Origin of the sequence: Actibacterium pelagium (assembly GCF_002285415.1) — a bacterium.
GTDB lineage: Bacteria > Pseudomonadota > Alphaproteobacteria > Rhodobacterales > Rhodobacteraceae > Actibacterium_B > Actibacterium_B pelagium.
The window spans coordinates 478,161-495,190 of sequence record NZ_NSBU01000004.1 but is presented as its reverse complement, the minus strand read 5'-3'; the positions used below and the strand labels follow the sequence as shown (position 1 = coordinate 495,190).

Sequence of the window (17,030 nt, the reverse complement as noted above, 5' to 3'; positions counted from 1 at the left end):
TGAATTTTCTAAAAGTTTTGATAACCTGAGGTTATGATAAATTTCACCTTGAAACACTTCCGCTATTTCGACGCCTTGGCCCGCATCGGCCATTTTGGGCGCGCGGCCGAGGCGTGTTCTATCTCGCAGCCGGCCTTGTCGGTGCAGATAAAAGAGCTGGAGACGATGCTTGGCTCCCCACTTGTAGAGCGCAACGCACGCCAAATCCGCCTCACGACCTTGGGTGAAGAGTTCCTTGTCCGGGCACGCAGGGTTCTTAACGAAGTCGAAGAGATGTCGGAGCTGGCCCGCAAGCCGGATGGCCCGCTACGGGGTAAGTTGCGCATGGGGATCATTCCGACCGTCGCCCCATATCTGCTGCCAGAGATCATCCGAAATCTGTCGGTCGCCTTGCCAGAGCTAGAGCTTCGCCCCCGCGAGTCGATCACTGAATCCCTGCTGGCCGATCTCATGAACACCCAGCTTGATTTCGTGATTGCAGCCCTTCCCGTTTCGGAGCCCAGCTTGCGTGAATTCGCATTGTTCGACGAAGAGTTTGTCCTGATCCGGCCGTCGGATGAGGCTGACCAACCTGTGCCAGAGCCCGAGCGCCTGCAGGAAATGAAGCTGCTGCTGCTGGAAGAGGGTCACTGCTTTCGCGATCAGGCGCTTTCGTTCTGCGACATCAAAAAGTCCGACCCCAGCTTGCTTATGGAAGGATCGTCGCTGGCAACGTTGGTGCAAATGGTCGACGCCGGTCTTGGTCTGACCCTCATTCCAGAGATGGCTGTCCCGCTGGAAACAAAGGGAACGACAGTTTCGATCTCGCGGTTCGAAAACACAAAACCAAAGCGCACCATCGGTATGGTCTGGAGAAAGACCAACCCGCTTGAGAAACAGCTGATGGGTCTTGGCGCGACGATACGCCAATTGGGCCAGGCACAAAGAGATAAGTTCGCCGCCTAGGACGCTCCAATGGGCCGATCAGAGTTGCCCAATGCTTCAAGCCAAAATGTGTTTGAACTGGTGCCGCTGAAGGGACTCGAACCCCCGACCCCATCATTACGAATTTTGAAGTCTGCTCTTTGGATAATGTTGGAGCATGCAGCTCATTGCTCCATAACCCCTTATGATTGCTTTATAAATATTGACGGTGATATTGGACGACGTCGGACAGAACCTACGAACGTTTGACGTACATCCCCTACTAATCCCCTACTAATAGTCAGATCAGCGCCCTACTAACAGACCCCACCCCATCGACGGGTCTCAAGACCCTCAGCGTACTAGCCATTCCCGCTCCGACGGAGTTGGAGAGCAATCTCATAGTTTCAAAGAAGAACAAAGGGGTCCTGCAGTCTTTATGGGGATGCTGACCTTCGTTACTGGTACGACCAATGCCCACTGTGCAGACTTTTTAAACCATCAGCCAACTGGCCGAATGGTCGCGACCGGACGAATCTGTTGAAAAACTTCGGTTTCGGGCATGATCGTCAAACCTGCCATTCGCTGCGCACGCGAGGCTCATGCTCTGCCGGAAGCTGGTTTGCTAAATCTTTTGAAACTGCCTTTGGCGATGAAGGCGATGTCATTGACTTCTAAATAGCGATCGGATTGCCTTTTAGGTGGCCCTTACTACTGCAATAATAAAGTGCTACGCCTTCAACTAGCGGGCGAGCTAAAGCGTATCGCTGTTGCGTATCTGGATAAGAAATTGAACTTAAGAAACCTTATTGCTGACGGGCGAACTACATTGCGTGAGGATGTGATTGACGCACAAGCGTTCTGTCAGGACATCCGACGGCTACAATCTTACGGCTTTTGGGAAGCGGCGGAAGGTGCCCCTGGTCTTTGGGAACATCAGCAAGCAGCCATCGCGACAGTGGTCGCTTATCTAAACGGTGATAAAACTATTCCTGAGCGTGCCGAGCAAATTGAAGCCGCTCTTCTAAAGTTACCAACCGGAACAGGGAAATCTGGGATTGTTGCTGTCTTGGCGCGCTGCTTACCAAACGTGCGGCGCGTACTTGTTCTAACGCCTCGCACAGCACTCACAAAACAATTGATCGCCGATATCCGCCATCGCTTTTGGAAGCACATGGGTTACGAAGTTGATGGAACGGCCCTCTTTACCGGTGATGCACAAACCATGGGCGCGGAACTCGACGATGTTTATGTTGAGCAACTTCTACCAAGCAGTGCCCGGCAAATTGTTCATAATCTTTGTGAGGATGATGTCGATAGGGCCATTCTGGTTGGCACGCATCATGCCCTCGGGGCCATTCGAAAAGCGGCGTTCGATCCCGATGTGCCTGACTCAGATGATTGCCAACGTATTCTTGCAGAAATAAGCAAAAACTTCGATTTGGTCGTTGTAGATGAAGGCCACTACGAACCTGCAGTATCATGGTCTCGTGGTGTTCGGGATTTCAACTTGCCGACGCTTCTTCTAAGTGCCACACCCTATAGAAATGACTACAAGTCGTTCAGGGTGCGCGGTCGCTATCTCTTTAACTTTCCGCATGCACAAGCCATTGAGCGAAACATCATACGTCCTGCCGAAGTAATTCTTCCAGATGTCGAACCTGAGGGCGACCGGCAAGCTGCAGTAGCACAGTTTGTCGAAATCTTACATCAAGAACTTCCCAACAGGCTCGCCGCCGCAAGAAACTGGTTTCGCGATGCCACTAAACCGAAAGTCATGGTTCGTGGCGATGACCTTGATACGCTGTATATGCTTCAGTCCGAGGTTAACCGCGTCTTTGAAACTCGGTCAGTAGTGATTCACGACCGCGCGCAAAAGATACCTCAAAACCAGGACCGTTTTACCAGTGTAGCATCTGCCCAGCACAATCGTTCTGATGCCACTTTTTGGATTCATCAGTACAAGTTGATGGAAGGCATCGATGATCCCACATTTGTTGCCGTGGGCATCTTTGATCTCATGGGTAACGCGCGTCAACTTGTGCAGCAGATTGGCAGAGCCACAAGGCATTCAAAGGGCGATGCGCGCTTTCGGCAAACGGGCTGGGTTCTTGGCTCCCCGGCAAACGCCTCACGAATTCACACGGCCTGGGAACGCTATAAGGGCTATGAAGACTATGCCGCACGAAATACTGAGCACATTGTTAGCAACGAAGTGACGCTGCCTGACCGTTTGCTCGAATACATGGCCGAGTACCAATATATCAGCGGTGAGTTTCGAGGGCGATTTGAGTTTGAGAAACCGCTTGCAGCAGCAGATATCCAGCTTCCCCAAACCGCCGCTGTTCTAAAAACAATAGAGCCCTTATCTAATATTCAGGCCTTTGGATCGGTTATCGAAGAAGCGATCATGGATAAGGATCGTTTCAAGATTACGCCCGTAGACGGCATGCCGGATAATGTTTTGGGGTTCTCTTACTACGCTTGGCGCAATTCACCGTATCTGATTGACCGTTTCTTCTCCGAATGGAAGCTCGGGATATTTGTAGCCGTCCAACAGGGCGAGTTTGTGTTCATGCACGATACCGAAGGGCTTGTTGTTGATATGGCTGGCCTCAAACTAAAGCGTGCTGGTCGCTCACTCATGGAGAAGGCTTTTCCTGAAGACGGCGAAGACAACCCTTCTCGCCTTTCACGTATGTCTTTCTCTTCACTCGATATGTCGCAGCACGCTATTCGGGGCATGGCTATGCGAACACGCTCCTTTGCCGATGTATTCACTGACTTACTTGATCCATCGCTGGTCCCTTCGACTGCGGCTGGCTTTGTAGGGGGTAGCGCGAGGTATGTTGGGTTCGGGCGGTCGCGTTTGCGAGATGGGTCTGAGCGCTTTGTTCCTATAGCCGATTATGTTGGATGGACGGCGGAAGTTGCAGCCGAGCTAGGCGACAATGGTCGCGCGCGAAGCTCCGTGTTTGATCGCTATGCTGCAATCATTGAAGATGTCACCACTGACGATGCCCAGCCGGTATCCATCCTCCTTGATCCGTCTCTGGATGAAATGCGTGACGATGACGCTGGAGGGGCGGCATTCGTATTGCATGAGGATGTCAATTATTTCGATCTCTGTTCTGATGTTGATGATGTGAACGGAAACTTCACAATCGAAATCGATGATCAAGAACTTCAATGCTCAGTCGAATTCGTGGAAGAAACAGGCAATTATCGGATTGAAAGCGATGATTTGAACGCGCGTTTTCCGGTGCAAGAACGGGATGATCGACGTCAAGGCCAAACGCTGGTTCAGCGACTTAATCAGCGGAAGTCGTTTCGCATACTCACCTCTCGCGAAGGCGTAATTTACTCTGAAGGAAACTTCTATGAACCTCGCGTTCGTTGGCGGCTTGAGGACGGAAGCACTCCTATTTTGGATTATGTGTTTGCCTCTCCGTCTCTCGATAAGGTGGATTCTGAGAAAGGCGAAAACTACTTCTCAACTAACAGAGCAAATTGGCACCGGAAATCAATTTTTGGCGTTATTTCAGCGACTTGCGAAGGAAGGCTTGCCACCGACGGCATTCCCGGCGATGACCTGACAGCTGCAATTGAAGCGCTCCCCATCTGGTTGTGCGATGATGACGGTCAAGAGGTTGCAGATTTCATAGGGCTTGATCCAGACAAAAAGAAGATAGTTCTTCTTCACGCGAAGGTCGGAAGTCAGGGGCCAGGTGGGCGCGGGTTCAACGTGGGCGGTCTTCAGATCGTTGGGCGTCAAGCCCTTGCTAGCGTCGGCTTCATTTCGCTTGGAAGACCTTCACCTGTTTGGACAGCTGACCGTTGGCGGGATGACGTCCAGGCGAACGCCGTTCCCCTTGCTGGCCGAAACCGAATGTTTCGCCATTCCGCTGGTTTGGACGCGGCGGGCGTCAATGATCTACTGATTTCCGCATGCAGAAATCCTTCGTTTGAAAAAGAAATCTGGATTGTTGGTGCCAAGATGACAAGGCGACAGGTACTGGAAGATGGGCTCGCGCAAGCCCAGCAGCAGAACCGACTCCGACAGTTCCTCATGCATTGGGACGCCATGCAGACCGCTTGTGCACGAGCGAATGCCAGACTGAAGTTCTTTTGTTCTGATTAGGCACGTCCTGCATGCAGGAGCACGCTCTCGTTGACCAAGCTCGCCCTCTGCGCGGTCTTTGCGATGCTGCATCGATCCCTCGCGCGTTGGTCATCTAAAAGTCCAATCCAGTATCCGCGACTCTGATCGTAAAGCAGACGCCGTTGATCCGGTTGCTGATGCCGTACCAGCCTCCAGATTTGTGCCCCACTAAGAACCAATCAACACCTCGCAGGTCAGGTCTCTCTACTCGAGTTTCAATAGCAGTGCCTCTCGTGCTAGTTTTGCGCCTTCCAACCAAGCTGGTTCGACTTCTCTTAGAAGCCTCTCTTTGCGATTATCTAGGGGTCCATGAATGATGGCCGAACGCACATTATAGAAATGCGCCACGCTGTCTTTGATGCGGCATTTATCTTCTTCACCTTTCCCGAGTAGTTCGGCGAGCTCACGTTGGAGGGCTTTGCTTATCTGTCTGTTGCCCGGCTTGAACATGCGCTCGAAAACGATCGCAAGATCCAAGACTCTATCATGTGCTGCAAAGCGCCCGTCCCGACTATATGCTTCCGCCAGTCGATACATTGCAGGCGCAAGGTCGGCATAGTCCGTTTTTGCCCGGCGCGAGAATAGGGACTTTGCTCTTTCGATCTCACCAACGTCCGCTTCCTCAAACTTTGCAAACGAGCTGAACAGGTGGCCGATCGGCCGACCCTTTTGAGGCGAGTTTGGCCCATGATGCTGCCCAAGCAAATCTGACGCCACTCTAGAAATGCAGCCCTCAAACGTCATAACTCGAGTCGTTCGCGCTCCAAGAGCTACAGCTAGCAAATTGGAGAACTCCTCCGTCCAGCGGTGAAACAACGGTGGGAACGTCCTATAAGTGCGTTCGTCAAAGGAATGTTTGTTGCGGATGTATGGACGCCACGCAAACCTGTGGATAATTGCGAACATTGCTTCCGTGCGACGCCATTCGACGTGTTCAGGAGCAACTCCCCGAAGCCATTCAGGATCAACGTAGTTTTTTAGGAGCGCTAGCGGGATAAGAGAATACCCTTCACCAAGGTCAATCTCATGGGGAACACGCAGGCCAAAAAACAGTGCAACGTCCATCCCGGTGTTTAGATTGTTTGCCTGGCTAAGATCAGGTTTCACCTTTGAGGACAAGAGTAGGGCGTTCAGTCTTGACGCAGTTTGTAGGAACCCGTCTCTCAACCCCGATTCATTTTGGGCCATTTGACCCACAATCATCTGGCTAAGGCTTGTGAGTGTGGTTGAGTTTAAAATGCCAATCTGAACTTCGTCGCCATCAATCCGCTGGCCAAGCGCTCGAGAAATGACAGGGTGATCCCTTAAAACCCCGCGCACGGGATCGAGCGCAGCTTTTAATTCCGAATAGTACTCAGCATTGCCTAATCGAATTGAATGCCGCGTGTCCTCGTAGATCATGTATAGATCGTCGGCCGGAAACGGAGTTTCATCTTCCCCGTTATACGTTATCTGAGCGGGAAAGCCGTGGGATTGCCAATAACGTTGCAGATAGGGTTTTTGTGCAGTCGAAAGCCCAAGGAGGCGATCCGCCAGTCTTTCTACCCACATCAATTCATCAAACTGTTCCAGACCCAAAACTCAAACCCTACCGTACTAGGATTGCCTCAGCCATTCCATCAAGCCGACCTTTGATGCTCCGCCAGTTCGGCAGCAATTGGTCCAGTTCCCGGTAAAAACGCTGACTATGGTTATGCTCTCGCAAATGACAAATTTCGTGTGTGACAACATAGTCGATACATTCTCTGGGCGCCTTAACAAGGCTTGGATTGAGGATAATTTTGCCGGTTGCCGAGCAGCTTCCCCACTGTTTCTTCATTGCAAGCAACTTCATTGAAGGCGTGTCGTTGAGCCAAGGCACTGCTTCAGACACAGCTTCTAACCTGGAGCAAAGAACGTCGAGAGCCCGACTTCGGTACCATCCATCTAGCAATGATCGTACGTTGCCTGTATTTGGGCTATGACTTTCAACTTGGAGCTTTCCGCGAAGCAGTTTGACCGATTGCTTGTTGCCAGAGACGGGCAGAACCTTGAGCAAATACCTGCGACCAAGGTAGTAGTGGCTTTCGCCGCTCACATACTCTCGCGGAAGTATATGCTTGAGGCGACTATTGGCGTCTTCCACGTGACCCACTATCCAGCGGGCTCTTTTCAAAACAGCTTCCTTAATTTCAGAGTCTTGTGCATCCGCAGGCGCATCCACCTGAATTGAGCCATTCGGATGAACGTGGATTGAAATCTTCCCTTGTTTCTCCGTCAGATGAAACATGGAGTACTTGTAGGATTCACCGCCGTAGGTGAAAGATTGCCTACCCGTTAGACTAGCCATCCCTACTGAGTCCAATCCGAGTAATCTGTATCACCTGCTCAATAACTTCTTTCGCATCATCCAAACCGATGAGACCGAACAAGCGTGGCAACAGGGCTTTGCGTATCTCCGTCTCAATGTTTTGTGGATTAAGCGAGTTTTCTGCAACGGCATTGCGAACGATCACATCGATCTCTAACGCTTCGGTGGCGAACCGGCCTTGCTCCCCTTCGTCTAGGTTAGTGAAGTAATCTTCTCCTTTGGCCAACTTGAATAGTCCAAAAAATGCTGCCGCGTGTCGGTTTTCGCTGAGTGCAGAGGGGGTTTGGTCGACCTGGCGTTCGTTCACCTTCTCTTCGAGGTTCTTGAACAGTAGGTATTGCTTTATTGGATGCTCAAACAGTGCTTCAGCTTCCGAAATCGCTTCCCTAAGCAACTCGGAGAACACCTTCTGAGCGTAGGGGTCTTCTCCAAGTGCCTGATCAATGGTCTTTGTGACGCGGCTCCTAATCACATCAGCTTCATTCCGCGCTTGTTCCTCGTCCCAGGTTTCTGGGTCAGTGCTACCGATGTCAGTTAGTGAGATAACGCCGTCAGGGTCTTTGACCTCTTCACCGACAACATGTTTGTCGACCAGGTTTCTGATCTGCTGTTCGTAAACACTAAAGTCTACAGTCTCTTGCGCGTCTTGTTTTGCAATTTTTCGTAGGTTCGAGAAGAATTTGAGATCCCTCTTATACTGATCGATTTGCGCTTCTGAAAATCCACTGTCCTCAAAGAAGCTTCGCGTAGAAAGAGCGATTTTTAGGCACATCCCAAATTCGGCAAGGCTCGCATAGAAATCTTCGCGAATCTTTTGGCGCACATCATAGGGTTCGCCATCGTCGTCGTTTTGGTACTGGGGAACTAGTATCTGTCGATACTGTTCCAAGTCCTGCTTGTTCTGAACCGTCGCGAAGTGCGCCCAAAGCGCGTCATGTAAGGAGGGCAATCGCTTATATTCTGTGTCAACCTGATGATACAGACCCTTAATGTCCTCGATATCGTAGCCACCTTGGGTCTGCTCCGCCAAGTCTTGGTAGTCTCTGATTGCCGTATCGAGTTCCTTAAGGATGCCTCGATAGTCTATCAGGAGCCCGTACTTCTTGGCCTCGTGAAGTCTGTTTACACGAGCTATGGCCTGGATAAGATTGTGCTTTTCAAGCTTCTTATCGATATAGAGGACACCGTTTCGCGGTTCGTCAAAGCCAGTAAGTAGCTTGCTGACGACGATTAGAATATCTGGGCGGCCGTCCGTTCCGAAATCTTCTAGAACTTGACGCTCATACTCTTCTGGGTCGTTCCCGACAGTGTTTTTCCACCATTCCTGAATTTCCGGAAGCTTAGCATTGTCTACGTCTGAGTGGTCTTCGCGCGTATCAGGAGGCGACATTATGACAGCGCTGGTGACAAGCCCAGTTTGGTCGAGCGCTTCCTTATAACGGATGGCGGAAATCTTGCTATCTGTCGCTAGCTGACCCTTCAAGCCACCGCCCAGAGATTTAATGTTTTCGCTGAAGTGAACCGCGATGTCCCATGCAATTAGGTCAATGCGATTGGCCGAGCCATAAACCGGGCCTTTGTTCCCGTACTTCTTCTTTAGGTCATTCTTTTGGTTTTCAGTTAGGCCGAGAGTGATTTTCTCAAACCAGTTGTCGATTGCCTTCTCGTTGACATCAAGAACCGGTTTTCGCTCTTCGTACAACAGCGGCGTGACTGTTCCATCCTCAACTGCACGCTGCATTGTGTACGCGTGAATAATCGGGCCAAACTTGCTGGTGGTCTTATCTTTCGTGAGAAGTGGCGTGCCAGTAAACGCAACGTAGGCTGCATTTGGTAGCGCCTGTTTCATCCGCTCATGGTTTTCACCACCATGACTACGGTGCCCCTCGTCGACAAGAACGATAAGGTCGCTGCTGGTGTTCTTGCACTCCGGAAACTTAGAAGCGCCATAGAATTTGTCGATGATCGAAAAGATGATCCGCTCTTTGCCTTGGCCGATACGATTAGCGAGGTCGCGCCCGGACTGAGCTTTGGCTTTCTCACCATCTTTCTTGGTACCAATCTCCGACCCAAAAGCCCCTCCGGACATGAAGGTTTTGGAGAGCTGCCTTTCCAGATCGATACGGTCAGTTACAACGACTATGCGACAGCGTTTTAGTTGCTCATGCAGCAACAGTGCCTTGGTGAGAAAGACCATTGTGAAGGACTTTCCAGAGCCCGTGGTGTGCCAAACAACACCACCTTCTCGGCCTCCGTCGGCGCGCTTCTGTGTGATGCGTTCAAGCAGCGCTTTGATACCAAATGCCTGCTGATAACGAGCAGCAATCTTGCCCACCTTTTTATCAAATAAAAGGAAGTAGCGAATAAACTCTAGGAGTCGGTCATGCCGCAGCAAGCTAATGATCAGTCTGTCTTGCTCTGTGGACAGGTTGTGCCCGCCCCACAAGTTCTCAAAGTATTGACGCTTCCAGAGTGGCTTGTCCGCAAACAGTGTTTCAATCGATTTTGCATCTGGTACGTATGACTTGATGTTGGAGAATTCGCTCTCCTCAATCTCTTCCTCGCGCCAGTTGGCCCAGAACTTTGAAGGTGTCTTGGTCGTGGCGTATTTGCCGTCGATCCCGCTAACGGACATCAGAAGCTGCGAGTAAGCAAAAAGCTGGGGAATCTCGTCAGTTCGTTGATTGCGAATGGACTGACTGATCCCTTCGACGACCATAGATTTGTTTGGGTTTCCGCTGTCCGGTCGTTTGGCTTCAATCACCACCAGAGGCAGGCCGTTAACATAACAGATAACGTCAGGTCTGCGCGTATGCGTGCCGCCAGCAGATAGGACCTCAAGCTCTTCTGTAACGACAAAGCTGTTGTTGCTGAGGTTGTCCCAATCGATCAATTGAATGGTTGGGCTGTAGCGGTTACCCTCAACAAACTCGGTAACGGTTATTCCCAAAGTGATCTGATCGTAGAGCCGTTCGTTTGCAGTCTCCAAACCTTCGTTCAGGGCGGGCGAAGTCACCTCGCGCACAATTTGGTCGATCGCATTCGTCGAAAGCGGGTATGAGCGCCCCTTGTACTCAAAAGTGCGTTTCTTGAGCTCTTCGATAAGAACGCCCTTCATCACGACACCGGTGTTGCCACCACGGGCGGCCAGGCAATCGGCCTGTGACATAAACTGCCAGCCCATCGCCATAAGGATATGAAGCGCCGGAATGTGGGAGGCATACGCCTCAGACGTTTCGGGTGTTTGTGTCATTTATCCCTCCACCACCTTGAGCATGAAGGCCGCTTGGAGGTCGTTCTTCTCGGACTCTGAAATGTTCTTTTTGGTGAAAGCCCCTACCTTCGTCTCTCGGCCAGATTTCTTGTTTGTTTTGAAAGTCGTTAGATCAAATTTGCCGCGGCTTTTTGGGGTAGCCTCAAATCTATATTCGTGTTTGCTATCGCACCCGATCAGCTCACCGCCTGCGTTCGTCGTCCAGCGCCCTTGATAGGCGAGTTTTTCCAGAGCACGACGCATATCGAGCGCGGATTGAAAGCGTTTTGTAGGGTCATGGTGGATTGCCTTCTTGACCACACGGATCAGCATGGAAGGCAGATATGGCTGGTAGTCGGCTTTCCCGATCAAGCGTCCCTTGGTAGCGGCGTCGAGGAAAGCAGCGCGACCAAGACTGCTGTGTTTGGCCTCCAAAGTCCCAATGCCGTTCAGGAGACGGAACAAGGTAAGCCCAACCTGATAAACGTCTGTTTGGGCATTTATGTTTCCACTAGCGGTGACTTCTGGGGCTTGGTGCAAAACATATGACGCCCGCGCCGCAACCGACTGCCCATTCTGCGCTTGAGCCGAGATACCGTAATCTGTCAGCTTGGCTTCACCGTTTTCGCCCAACAGAATGTTCTGCGGTTTGATGTCGTTGTGATAGATGTCCAGCTCATGCAGATACTCGAGCCCTCGGAGGGTATCGATTGTGATCCTTATCGCATCACCCAATGGCATGAAGTTTCCCGAATTCAGCAGAGTCAGAACCGAGCCTTTGGGCAGGTAATCCATCGACAATGTGACCACCGAGCTTCCCTTAAACTGGCCAACGTCGGCTCCGTGCACCTTCACCAGGTTGTCATGGTCCATCTTATGACCCACGCGCGCTTCCTGGAGTTCGCTGTGAATCGAAGTTTTCGATGGGTCCAGCAGCTTGACGGCGAAATCTTGGTCCAACGCTTCGTCGTGGGCCAACCAGACCTCGCCAAAGTTTCCGCCGCCAAGTTTTAACTTCAGGGTGTGTTTGTAGACGCGGTCACCAGCATTTGCATTGAACTTACTCGCCATGTCTCACTCCCGCCCCGAGTAAGCTGCAAGAATGGCGTCGGCCATGTGGTCGTTCCAGTAAACCGGGGTGGCACCGACACGTGCTTCAGCGTGCTCCTTCGCCTGGGCTTTTCGGGAGGCGAGCGACGCGTAAATCTTCACTTCAACCGGCTTCTGGTTTTCTGCTGCGACCACTTGGGCAACCGCGTCCAGGTATGCGGCCTGGCGCGACTTGCCGGTTTCTCCACCACGGTTGGTGTACTCGTTCGACTTAATCACAACCTTGCTCACATCCGGGTAGTTACGCAGGACGCGCTCAAGCTCTGACTTGGCCCAGCACAGCTTTTCTGCTGGGTCTATGATGGCCGGTGGGAACTTAAGCTTGGTCTCGTCGTTCGCGTTTACCAGGGTGGCGTTGGTACCATCCCAATCCACTACGGCGTAGCGAATTTCCTTGGGTGCGTTTCTGATACCGAGGATTTGCATGTTACGCACCCCCATCCAATTTGACGCGGCGCTTACCTGTCAAAAGTTGCTGCATCAGCGCTGTCTTTTGCTTAAGCAAAGATGCTTTAGTCTTATTAAGGCTGAGCAGTTCCGAGTTTATTGTTGCGAAGGCTCGGCCAAGTAGTCGTTCTTTCTCTTGGTCCACCTTGATGAAAGGAAACTGTCTGATGTCTTCCATCGTAATATGGGCGATAGCTGTAGCCGTTTTGCGCCGTTCACAGTGTCTAAAGAACCTCTCTGAGCTCACCAGTGCGTACAGATAGTCAGGGTCAATTCCAGTTGGCCGTAGACGAGCGACGCGTTGCACTAGCAAAGCTTTGTTGGCTGTTTCGTCGTCAATTTGAGCGTGGCTTCGACCTACATAGCCGTCCATCGCGATAACTACGTCTCGCTGCCGGAGGAGGTACTTTTCCAGACCTTGAAGCGATGGCCAAAAAACCGTCAGTTTGTCAGACCAGTCCAACTCACCGCGTTTTATGTTCGAGCCGCGAAGCAATTTCAGACCACTTTCGGCGAAATTGTCACTTTCAAATGCTGGGCCCGAAAGAAATTCACAAACGTCGCGCAGATACGAAAGGCCAGCACCGCTATCTTTTGCTGTCTTCATCTCGGCTTCAGACGGAAACAAGCCCTGCAACAACGCTTTTTTCTGGGCGTATGCCTTCTTGATCAATTGCTCGTTGGTGTCGATCGCCTGATCCCAGGTGGACAAGATCTTAGCGATTTTTTTCTGTTCAGCGAGCGGCGGGACATTGAAGTTCCATTTTAGCCACTGGTCGACTTTGAAGATGAGCTTTTCGACATGAACACCGATGCTCGAATGGAAGCATGTCTGTTGAAAATAGACAGAGTGCGAAAGGTACTTAAGGAAATTCAAGTCAAACGTATCACGGCAGTTGAAGACTGAGTACTCGTTTGAAACGATGGAGCCAGCTAGCTCTTTTGGCACAACACCACAAGCGCCGTGCACAATCTGCCGCTTGGATACTAGGAAGTCATTCGGCTCCAGATAGAACTGGGATTTGACCGAAATCTCCTTCCCAGTCATGTCCCCGCGCTTCACCACGCCACCTCGAGCGCGCTTCACTGTGACCAAGCTGTAAGTGTCATCATCCGCCAACTTTGCAGGGCGACGAATTTCGGTCAGGTGATTACCCAAAGGAGACTGCGCCCAGCCGCTTGGAGGCTCTGGAAGCTTTGGCTTACCTGGCTGGACTGTCTTGGGCAGGCTCATTGGGCAGTCTCCAGATAGCCCAACTCTTGAAGGTATCCCTGCATCTGAGCATCCAGATCGGCGAGTTCCTTTTTCAGCGCTTCGCGTTCGGCACGCACAGCCATCAGGTCGATTTCTTCCTCTTCTTCGAAAGTGTCTACGTAGCGAGGAATGTTCAGGTTGAAGTCGTTTTCCGCCATCTCGCCGAACTGGGCGAGATAGGAATACTTATCCGTTTCAGGTTCCCTTGCCCGGTAAGTTTCGACGATCTTCTTGATGTGCTTTTCGGTGTCCAAGCGGTTCTGGTTTGTGCCTTTGATAAACTCTCGACTGGCGTCGATGAAGAGAACCGACCCGTCTTCCTTGTCCTGTTTGAAGATGAGGATGGCGGCGGGGATGCCGGTTCCAAAGAATAGCTTCTCGGGCAACCCAATGACTGCATCGAGCTTGTGCTCCTCGACTAACTTGCGCCGAATTTTGCCCTCTGCCGCACCTCGGAACAGAACGCCATGCGGAACCACTACGCCCATCCGGCCTATGCCGGGTTTCATGGTTTCGATCATGTGCAGGATGAAGGCATAGTCACCCTTGGTTTTAGGTGGGACACCCCGGCGAAAGCGGCCAAAGCGGTCATCTTGGGCCGTCGCATGACCCCATTTGGCCAAGCTGAACGGCGGATTGGCTACAACCACGTCGAAGTGCTTAAGCCGGTCATCACCATCTAGCAGTTTAGGATTGCGGATAGTGTCACCCCATTCCACGCGGTGGTTATCCTCTCCATGCAGGAAAAGGTTCATTTTCGCCAAGGCCCAGGTACTACCAATCGCTTCCTGGCCGTAGAGCGCGTATTTCTTCGATCCCTTTTCCCTGATCTGACGACCACATTTCATTAGAAGTGAAGCTGAGCCACAGGTTGGGTCACAAATCTCATCGCCTTCTTGCGGGTCTACCAGTTCGGCAATAAGTTCGGATACTTCGGCTGGGGTGTAAAACTCGCCTGCGGTCTTACCCGCCTCGGACGCGAATCGCGAAATCAGGTATTCATATGCGTTGCCGATAACATCCTGATTTCCGATGTGCGCCAGCCGAAGGTCTAAGCGTTCATCCGCAAAGTCTTCCAGCAGGTGAGCCAGAATATCGTTCTTCTGCTTCTCTTCTCCCAGTTTGGTACTGTTAAAGCTGATATCCTGGAACACATCGCGTAGCTTGGTAATGTTGGCTTCTTCGATCGCATGCAACGCTTTGTCGATGCGCTCACCGTTGCCGGGGGTATGGCGCTGCCTGTATAGATCGTAGAAACTAGCGCCTTCGGGCAAAACAAAGCGTTCGTTCTTCATCATCTCAGCAATGAGCTCCGGCGCGTCTCCGTATTCAGCCTCGTATAGCTCGTAATGCTCCCGCCAAACGTCGCTAAGAAATTTCAGGAACAGCATCGTCAGAACGAAGTCCTTATAGATGCTTGGATCGACCGTTCCGCGGAAGGTGTCGCAGGCAGCCCAAACGGCTTGGTTGATCTCTGCTTGGTTCACTTGATTAGTCATGATGTCTTTCCTGACAGAATGGTTGCCGCGAGAGCGCGCATTTCTTTTTCACGGTTCGCGATTAGGGCCATCAGCGCCCGCTTCTCAGCCATGGCAGCACTTTCGTAAGCCGCAACCTTTAGCTGCTCTTCAATTGGCGGGATAATGATCGGCAGGTGTTTTAGTGCGCTGATTTTAATGTTTCTGACGGTGACGCCAGCTGACGCGTTCTCGAGCCAGGCTTGAGCCTTTGGCTGATTGATCTGCCAGGCGAGGAATGCGGGATCAATCTGCTCCGACCGAATAGTAAAAACATGAAACAGTGAATTGGCCACGGCGAACTCAGGCTCGACATCGATGTGCCAAGCAAAATTCCGAGTCCCCTTGGCAGAAAAGATGAGCATGCCACGTCGTAAGCGTGCCTCATCCATCATGCGCCCTTTGGCAACGCGAGCGCATTTGCTCCAGGCGATAGATTCCCGCGCCTGCAAATCTTTGATCTGAACAACCGCGACGTCACCCGAGGGATCTACCGGCAAAGCGCCCTTGAACAGGTATCCAGACTTGATTTCGGCCAGCTCACCCAGGCTTTTCATGTGAACAGTATGCGTCATACTTCTGATATAGGAAGCTAAAATCGAAACGTCAAGAGCATATCAAAAGTATCATTCATACTAACATATTGCGAGGTGCGCGCTGAACAGCTGAAGCAATTCTGCAATTGGGTGAAGGTGGGTAAGTTTCTTACCATTGGGAACTGGCGCAGCGAGTATCAGTGTTTTGGAGGAAGCCACATAACTCAATGAAAAGTCGAGCTTTTCCTCTGGATGTGCTTATAATGATTTGTGGCCAGAAGGAGGGTCACAATGCCAAGCCTACGTCTTACGCGCCGCGCGGTTGATGAAATTCCGCATCCCACGAGCGGTCAAGTTTTCTATCGCGACACCATGCTGTCAGGTTTCGGATTGCGGGTCGGGGCCAACTCCAAGGTATTCTTTGCTGAAGGGCAGGTTAATCGCCGTACACGACGAGTTACGATTGGGCGGGCCGACCTATTCGCACCGGAAATTGCTCGCAAGAAGGCGCTGGTCATTCTGGGCGAGATGGCGGAAGGGCGTGACCCAAATGCAGAGAAACGCAAAGAGAAGCAGGATCGCGTCACCTTGGAAATGGCCTTCGACCTATTCTTCGAGGCCCGAAAGACACTGTCTCCCCACACGGTCAGCAACTACCGTCGAACGGAACGTCTTTACCTTAAGGTCTGGCGCAAGAAGACGATAAAGGAAATCACCCGCCAGATGGTTCTTAAGAAGCACCAGCAGATTGGTGAGAAACACGGCGAGACCACCGCCAACAACGTGATGCGCCACTTCCGGTCGGTCTACAACTTCGTCTCCGCCACGCAGGACGACTATCCGCCCAATCCGGTGCAAATCCTGACCCAAGCGCGGGCATGGTTCAAAGAGCGCCGCCGCCAAACTGTTGTGCCCGCTGTCGATCTGCCCAAATGGTGGAAGGCGGTCATGGTGGAGCCAGACTATTCCCGGGATTTCCTGCTGACCGCTCTGTTCACAGGGATGCGCCGCAGCGAGGTGATGCAACTGCGCTGGGAGAACATTGACCTTTCGGCCAAGACCCTTCACCTGCCGACCACCAAGAACGGCGATCCTCTGACCCTCCCTCTGTCGGAGTTTCTGGCGGATCTGCTGGCCCAACGGCGCGAGGCGAACCATGGCTCCCCGTGGGTGTTCCCCGGACCGGGTCGAACCGGCCATCTGGTCGAAACCAAAAAGTTCCTGCTGCGCGTTTCGGCCGGGTCCGGCGTCAGCTTCACCCTGCACGACTTGCGGCGCACCTTCATCACCATCGCCGAGAGCCTCGACGTACCCTACTACGCGCTCAAGCGCCTACTGAACCACCGCACCAATGGGGATGTAACGGGCGGCTACATCGTAGTGAATGCCGAGCGACTGCGGGAACCTGTCGAACTGGTGGCGAAACGCATCTTGGAACTGAAAGAGCCGCACAACTGAGCCTTGGGCAACCCCACCCCATCGACGGCTCTTAGGGTG

At 52.0% G+C, this 17,030-nt stretch carries 11 protein-coding genes; 3 read left to right on the top strand and 8 right to left on the bottom strand.

Annotated elements, in window-relative coordinates; translation table 11 throughout:
* The first annotated feature begins 33 nt into the window (after positions 1-33).
* Positions 34-945 carry a hydrogen peroxide-inducible genes activator gene (locus tag CLM58_RS02625; RefSeq protein ID WP_095594341.1) on the top strand — a complete coding sequence of 304 codons (912 nt, stop codon included), beginning with the start codon at positions 34-36 and terminating at the stop codon, positions 943-945.
* 685 nt (positions 946-1,630) lie between these two features.
* Positions 1,631-5,044, top strand: a complete 3,414-nt coding sequence (locus tag CLM58_RS02620; RefSeq protein ID WP_095594340.1) for a DEAD/DEAH box helicase — start codon at positions 1,631-1,633, stop codon at positions 5,042-5,044.
* 225 nt (positions 5,045-5,269) lie between these two features.
* On the opposite strand, the gene CLM58_RS02615 is transcribed toward CLM58_RS02620, so the two are convergent.
* From CLM58_RS02615 to CLM58_RS02580, 8 genes are read right to left on the bottom strand one after another with little or no spacing between them, the layout of a single operon-like run.
* Positions 5,270-6,643 carry a HEPN domain-containing protein gene (locus tag CLM58_RS02615; protein WP_143226506.1) on the bottom strand — a complete coding sequence of 458 codons (1,374 nt, stop codon included), beginning with the start codon at positions 6,641-6,643 and terminating at the stop codon, positions 5,270-5,272.
* A 10-nt stretch (positions 6,644-6,653) separates the two neighbouring features.
* The gene (locus CLM58_RS02610; protein WP_095594338.1) at positions 6,654-7,394 is read right to left on the bottom strand and encodes a M48 family metallopeptidase; all 741 of its coding nucleotides are present in this window, start codon (positions 7,392-7,394) and stop codon (positions 6,654-6,656) included.
* The gene (locus tag CLM58_RS02605; protein ID WP_095594337.1) at positions 7,387-10,668 is read right to left on the bottom strand and encodes a type I restriction endonuclease subunit R; all 3,282 of its coding nucleotides are present in this window, start codon (positions 10,666-10,668) and stop codon (positions 7,387-7,389) included. Before CLM58_RS02605 ends, CLM58_RS02610 begins: the two co-directional genes overlap by 8 nt.
* A complete protein-coding gene (locus CLM58_RS02600; RefSeq protein WP_095594336.1) occupies positions 10,669-11,739 on the bottom strand; it encodes a serine/threonine-protein kinase in 1,071 nt (356 codons plus the stop codon).
* Positions 11,740-11,742: 3 nt separating this feature from the next.
* A complete protein-coding gene (locus CLM58_RS02595; RefSeq protein WP_143226505.1) occupies positions 11,743-12,204 on the bottom strand; it encodes a hypothetical protein in 462 nt (153 codons plus the stop codon).
* Position 12,205: 1 nt separating this feature from the next.
* Positions 12,206-13,459 carry a restriction endonuclease subunit S gene (locus tag CLM58_RS02590; protein WP_095594334.1) on the bottom strand — a complete coding sequence of 418 codons (1,254 nt, stop codon included), beginning with the start codon at positions 13,457-13,459 and terminating at the stop codon, positions 12,206-12,208.
* Positions 13,456-14,979 (bottom strand): type I restriction-modification system subunit M, encoded by a 1,524-nt coding sequence (locus CLM58_RS02585; protein ID WP_095594333.1) that lies wholly within the window; start codon positions 14,977-14,979, stop codon positions 13,456-13,458. Before CLM58_RS02585 ends, CLM58_RS02590 begins: the two co-directional genes overlap by 4 nt.
* Positions 14,976-15,572, bottom strand: coding sequence for a restriction endonuclease subunit S (locus CLM58_RS02580; protein ID WP_095594332.1), 597 nt, complete (start codon positions 15,570-15,572; stop codon positions 14,976-14,978). The genes CLM58_RS02585 and CLM58_RS02580 overlap by 4 nt, the downstream gene beginning before the upstream one ends.
* A 252-nt stretch (positions 15,573-15,824) precedes the next feature.
* On the opposite strand from CLM58_RS02580, the gene CLM58_RS02575 reads away from it, so the two are divergent.
* Positions 15,825-16,991 (top strand): tyrosine-type recombinase/integrase, encoded by a 1,167-nt coding sequence (locus tag CLM58_RS02575; protein WP_095594331.1) that lies wholly within the window; start codon positions 15,825-15,827, stop codon positions 16,989-16,991.
* The last annotated feature ends 39 nt before the right edge of the window (positions 16,992-17,030 follow it).

Bases quoted from the DNA above. Each gene is read 5' to 3' on its own strand.
- CLM58_RS02625 (WP_095594341.1), top strand. From the start codon at position 34: ATGATAAATTTCACCTTGAAACACTTCCGCTATTTCGACGCCTTGGCC.
- CLM58_RS02610 (WP_095594338.1), bottom strand. From the start codon at position 7,394: ATGGCTAGTCTAACGGGTAGGCAATCTTTCACCTACGGCGGTGAATCC.
- CLM58_RS02605 (WP_095594337.1), bottom strand. From the start codon at position 10,668: ATGACACAAACACCCGAAACGTCTGAGGCGTATGCCTCCCACATTCCG.
- CLM58_RS02600 (WP_095594336.1), bottom strand. From the start codon at position 11,739: ATGGCGAGTAAGTTCAATGCAAATGCTGGTGACCGCGTCTACAAACAC.
- CLM58_RS02595 (WP_143226505.1), bottom strand. From the start codon at position 12,204: ATGCAAATCCTCGGTATCAGAAACGCACCCAAGGAAATTCGCTACGCC.
- CLM58_RS02590 (WP_095594334.1), bottom strand. From the start codon at position 13,459: ATGAGCCTGCCCAAGACAGTCCAGCCAGGTAAGCCAAAGCTTCCAGAG.
- CLM58_RS02585 (WP_095594333.1), bottom strand. From the start codon at position 14,979: ATGACTAATCAAGTGAACCAAGCAGAGATCAACCAAGCCGTTTGGGCT.
- CLM58_RS02580 (WP_095594332.1), bottom strand. From the start codon at position 15,572: ATGACGCATACTGTTCACATGAAAAGCCTGGGTGAGCTGGCCGAAATC.
- CLM58_RS02575 (WP_095594331.1), top strand. From the start codon at position 15,825: ATGCCAAGCCTACGTCTTACGCGCCGCGCGGTTGATGAAATTCCGCAT.